The organism is Sulfolobales archaeon (genome assembly GCA_038897115.1).
Taxonomy (GTDB): Archaea; Thermoproteota; Thermoprotei_A; order Sulfolobales; family AG1; genus AG1.
In genome coordinates, this window is sequence record JAWAXC010000141.1 from 1 (window position 1) to 4,436 (window position 4,436).

The following is a 4,436-nucleotide window of genomic DNA, read 5'->3' on the forward strand; positions in this document are numbered from 1 at the left end:
CTCATAGGGGTCTAGCTCATCTAGATATGGGTGATAGCCATTCTGAATAGTGTTTAGAAAGGGGAGGAGCCTTAGATAAACCGCGAGAGCTATTGTTGCTGCGAGAACAACCATAGATATATATCTAAAGTATCTTGGAACAACTATAGAGGGCTGAGCCCTAGCAGGAGCCTGCCTAGCCCGGGCCAAGCAAAACACCTTACTAATTATATTTAGTATAAGAAATATATTATCGTTGATCGGGACCAGCGATGGCATACATCTATAATTCACACAACTAGTTCATCTATTTAAATATCACCTCTTATCTATTTTCCTAAGCATTGCCGCCATACCTGTTAGGAACCATGCTAGGTTAACCAGCAGGAGGGGTGGGATCAAATTAATATCTAGGATACCTTGGATAATAGATCTTCTTATAAGCTCTACACCTAGGGATGCTGGATTAGCCATAACCAGGATCCTTATTATGTTTGGTAGCACATCAAGTGGATAGTATAGAGGGCTTAGATAGGTTAGCGCTGAGGATGAAAGGGATATAGCTATGGAGAGCCTGGGTAGGTTTTTCACGAGATACCCTATCAGCGATGCTACTCCTATAACGCCTAGGGGTATTACGAGGGATGCTATTATAACAGCTGCCATAGAGATCAAGGAGAAGCCTATATAAGGTATAGCTAGAGCTAGAACCATGATTGGCACCGGTATCCCAGCCACGGCTGAGGACATGGATCTTGCTAGCAGCACAGCCCATCTAGGCAGAGGTATCTGCAAGAGCCTTTCAATAGCCTCGAGGCTTGCTTCAACCAAATAGTATGCAGTAGATATAGAGGTCCCCATCACCATCCCTGTGACAACAAACCCCGAGATCACAACCTTATGGAGCTCTATAGATGATCCGTAGAGGATCAGCCCTAGAGGCGTTAGCGTCATTGCAAGAGCCATAGATATGGCTGGAGATATAATCATTTCCAACCTCCTACTATAGATCCCTAGGAGCTCGTTGATAGCTAGATATGCGAAGATCTCAAATCTCCAGTAGATCCTCAAGGCTTTTCACCAACAACCCTAGAGACTCTTAGATCCTCTATCTCGCCTATTGACATTATATCCTCCACCAGCTTTGGCACAAGAGATCTATCCTTAACCAGGATCTCTATGTTAATCGGTATCTGGATATTAAGCCCACCCATAATGGTTACACCCTGCATCCTCTCCCTCATCTTCTCCACATCCTCCCTCCTTACCCAGATTATGGAGATGGAGGAGGTTTCAGGTATATTTTCTATGCCGAGGCTTCTGAATAGAGCTCTATGGTCTACCTCGAATCTCAAGATCTCTACTGATGATCCGTATTTCTCCAGGGCCTTCCTAGGATCTCCTGTGGCTTTTCTAAGCAATAATCTGGATCCTATTATATATCCTCCCACAAGCCCCTCAGAGATCCTTGTGAACTCATCATAGCTATAGACACCCTCAACAGATCCTCCTCTTATCCTTATAACATCTGCCCTAAGCACCTCCACTAGATCTAGCTCGTGTGTTGCTACAAGAACTAGAGATCTATCGGAGATTTTCTTCAATAGCTCAACCACTCTACGCCTTCCATCCTGATCTAGATTGGCTGTGGGCTCATCCACAAATATATATGGAGCCCTACGCAGCAGGATCTTAGATAGCTCAACCCTCTTCCTCTGCCCAGCGCTAAGCCTATATATAGCCTCCTTCGAGAGCCCCTCTATGCCGAAGTATGATAGGGCTTCTCGGAGATCCCCTCTAACATCTCTAGGTGTTGTTCTGAGGTAGAAGGTTAGATATCTAGCCACGTTCTCGAAGGAGTCGGCGAGAGGATTATTCGCTACATAGGTTATCCTACCTCTAAGATCATGATCCCTATAAGGATCCTCCCCACCAACTCTGACAAACCCCTTATCAGGTTTTAAAACCCCTGCAGCGAGTCTCAGAGCTGTTGTCTTCCCACTCCCATTAGGGCCTAGGAGCACATATACTCCTTTGTCACCCGTTTTGAAGCTGGCTCCCCGAAGCACATATTTATACACATCTGAGAAAACCACACCGCTATCCATCGCCGCCCCCACCCAAGCCATAGATCTTCTTCTCACACTCGCCCCCTGACGCGGCTATGCTCGCCAAAAAGCCTCTAAGATCTATGTGGCCTTCCCTGGTTTCAAGAAACTTCTTAACCAGGATATATGCCCTTCCCCTCATAGGTGCTGCTGCATCTGAGCATTCCTTCCTATCGAGGCCATCGCTATAGAATGCTTTGAGTAGCTTAGATACCTTCTCCCCAAGCATCTTCCCGATCAGCTGTATAGCTGGGTGATCTCTATATACCCATGATCTAAGATCTTCTATCCCAGCCATACCCCTCTCACCAGCCTCTACATAGTGTTTCTCAACCTCAGAGGCGCCATCAGGATCAAACCTTGAGTATACTTTCAAAGCTGCATAGAGGGAGAAGCCCTCAACAACCCATCTAGGGCAGCTTGGGAGGATATCCTGTGAATATATATATGAGGATATAGCTCTGCTAAGCATCTCAACAAAACCAAAAGATCTATCAACACCTGTGGGAAAAATACTAATAGCGTTGATCCCAGATATGCTAGTCCCACCAAGATGGATCATAGACTGCTCACCACATCTCCTAACTATAACCAATACCCTACCGAGATCAAGACCTATTCCACGGAGCATCTGGAAAAGCTTCTCAGCATCCTCTCTAACCGAGGTGCATACCCTCTCCTCATCCATGCATACTACTTCCACCGAAGAATGGCTATTACTGGTCATCACCATCACCTAAGTATTAGATAGCTAATTAAAAAAAGTTATAGAATACATATGATAATACATTCCTCCTCTGTACATATTACGACACATACCATAGCTACTCCCCAAAAAAAAAGCATGGGGGGTAATAAGCGTCGATCCATGTTGAGGTTGTGGGACAGGAGATCTGATAGTCCATTAATCTATCCATAGATACAGTATCGATCGACCCTGCCCTTTTAAAACAGTTAGAGCATCGATATATTATGGTAATATCTAGAGGTTTAAAGATATAAGAGGCTATGTGATTGGAATTTGAGCGAGGGTGGGAGGTGTATGAGTAGGTATAAGGTTTGGAAATGCGGTATATGTGGTGAGCAGGTTATTGAGGGTCAGAGGTTTCTTGTGATTAAGAACATAGGTTTTGCTCATTTTGAGTGTGTTGTTGGTGAGCTTGTAAAGAGATCCCAGGGCCTCTCTAGGGATGCCCTTTCCCTCTTAGAGGCTAATGAGGCTTTGACATATGCTATTGTGAGGCTTAAAACAGCTGAGATCGAGGCTGAGGGTGAGCATCTCAGGGGTTTGATTGCTGCTGCTAGAAAGGATCTTGAGAAGCACTCAGCGTTTCTCGGTAATGAGCTTGGCAAGCTCCTCGGATATGTGTAGCTAGGTTTTAATCCATAGATCTGTTTTAAGCAATATTTAGCCCTGTTTCATCCATATATATGGACCTCTATGGGGGATATTCTCTCTATAGAGGAGATAGATCTAGGTCTGATGGCTAAGCTTATTAGACTGGCTAGAAAGGCTATTGAGCTCTATATGGAGTATGGGGGTGAGGATGAGATCCCGATGGACTATGAAGAGCTCTTCAAAATAGATCCTAGGATGGGTAAGAAGGCAGCAGTCTTCGTAACCCTTGAGAAGGTGAGCGGCTCCAGCAGAACCCTGAGGGGCTGTATAGGCTTCACAGCCCACCATCTAGAGCTAGCTAGAGCTGTTGTCGAGTCAGCTGTTGCATCCGCGTTCAAGGATCCTAGGTTCAAGCCCCTTTCAAGGGGTGAGATGAGCTCTATAGCTATAGAGATAGCGGTGCTAGGGCCCAAGATAGAGGTTAGAGGGCCCAGGGATATAGTTATTGGTAGGGATGCTCTATACGTTGAGAGCATATATGGATCAGGGATACTCCTCCCCCAGGTCCCCGTTGAATACTGCTGGGATGAGGAGACCTTCCTTGGCGAGACATGCCTCAAAGCAGGGCTGGATCTGGCATGCTGGATGAGGAGGGGTGTGAAGACATATAGGATCCCTGGGAGGGTTTTCTATGAAAAGACCCCTGGTGGGGAGGTTGTTGAGAGGGATCTATTTGGGGAGTATAGATCTAGATGCTCCTAATATGGATAATATGGTTGTTAAGCTATTTACGCGCCTCAGCCCTCACCCTTCTAGAGCTCTTTCCACGGGTCTTTGATCTCTTGATCTCCTCCTCAACATCTATACCAAGCTTCTCAGCTATCTCCCTCAGCCTAGCCCTAACAGTAACCTCGGTGATCCCTGCTGCGAGGGATACTCTTGTCTTGCTAATTGGCTTCCCAAGCCTCTTCGCAGCTATATAGATTGCCGCGGCAGCATAGCTCGTGGGA

Annotated in this window: 7 protein-coding genes; 2 read left to right on the top strand and 5 right to left on the bottom strand. The window is 46.0% G+C overall.

Going from position 1 to position 4,436, the window contains the following annotated elements:
• From QXE01_11700 to QXE01_11715, 4 genes are all read right to left on the bottom strand, one after another.
• Positions 1-189 (bottom strand): hypothetical protein (locus QXE01_11700; GenBank protein MEM4971901.1); only part of this gene is annotated, 189 nt, incomplete at its 3' end.
• A 108-nt stretch (positions 190-297) separates the two neighbouring features.
• Positions 298-1,050, bottom strand: coding sequence for an ABC transporter permease (locus QXE01_11705; protein ID MEM4971902.1), 753 nt, complete (start codon positions 1,048-1,050; stop codon positions 298-300).
• Complete coding sequence (locus QXE01_11710) at positions 1,047-2,087, bottom strand: ABC transporter ATP-binding protein (GenBank protein ID MEM4971903.1); 1,041 nt, start codon at positions 2,085-2,087, stop codon at positions 1,047-1,049. The genes QXE01_11705 and QXE01_11710 overlap by 4 nt, the downstream gene beginning before the upstream one ends.
• Complete coding sequence (locus QXE01_11715; protein MEM4971904.1) at positions 2,080-2,814, bottom strand: hypothetical protein; 735 nt, start codon at positions 2,812-2,814, stop codon at positions 2,080-2,082. The genes QXE01_11710 and QXE01_11715 overlap by 8 nt, the downstream gene beginning before the upstream one ends.
• A 315-nt stretch (positions 2,815-3,129) precedes the next feature.
• Here QXE01_11715 and QXE01_11720 point away from each other — a divergent pair, with 315 nt between their 5' ends.
• Together QXE01_11720 and QXE01_11725 are read left to right on the top strand one after the other, a co-directional pair.
• A complete protein-coding gene (locus tag QXE01_11720) occupies positions 3,130-3,459 on the top strand; it encodes a DUF2175 family protein (GenBank protein MEM4971905.1) in 330 nt (109 codons plus the stop codon).
• A 69-nt stretch (positions 3,460-3,528) separates the two neighbouring features.
• Entirely contained in the window at positions 3,529-4,188 is a 660-nt protein-coding gene (locus tag QXE01_11725) for a TIGR00296 family protein (protein MEM4971906.1), read from the top strand.
• A 22-nt stretch (positions 4,189-4,210) separates the two neighbouring features.
• Here QXE01_11725 and QXE01_11730 read toward each other — a convergent pair.
• Positions 4,211-4,436: hypothetical protein (locus QXE01_11730; GenBank protein MEM4971907.1), on the bottom strand; the 226-nt coding region annotated here is incomplete at its 5' end.

Coding starts and splice junctions, on each gene's coding strand:
- QXE01_11725 (MEM4971906.1), top strand. CDS start 3,529: ATGGGGGATATTCTCTCTATAGAGGAGATAGATCTAGGTCTGATGGCT.
- QXE01_11715 (MEM4971904.1), bottom strand. CDS start 2,814: ATGACCAGTAATAGCCATTCTTCGGTGGAAGTAGTATGCATGGATGAG.
- QXE01_11720 (MEM4971905.1), top strand. CDS start 3,130: ATGAGTAGGTATAAGGTTTGGAAATGCGGTATATGTGGTGAGCAGGTT.
- QXE01_11710 (MEM4971903.1), bottom strand. CDS start 2,087: ATGGATAGCGGTGTGGTTTTCTCAGATGTGTATAAATATGTGCTTCGG.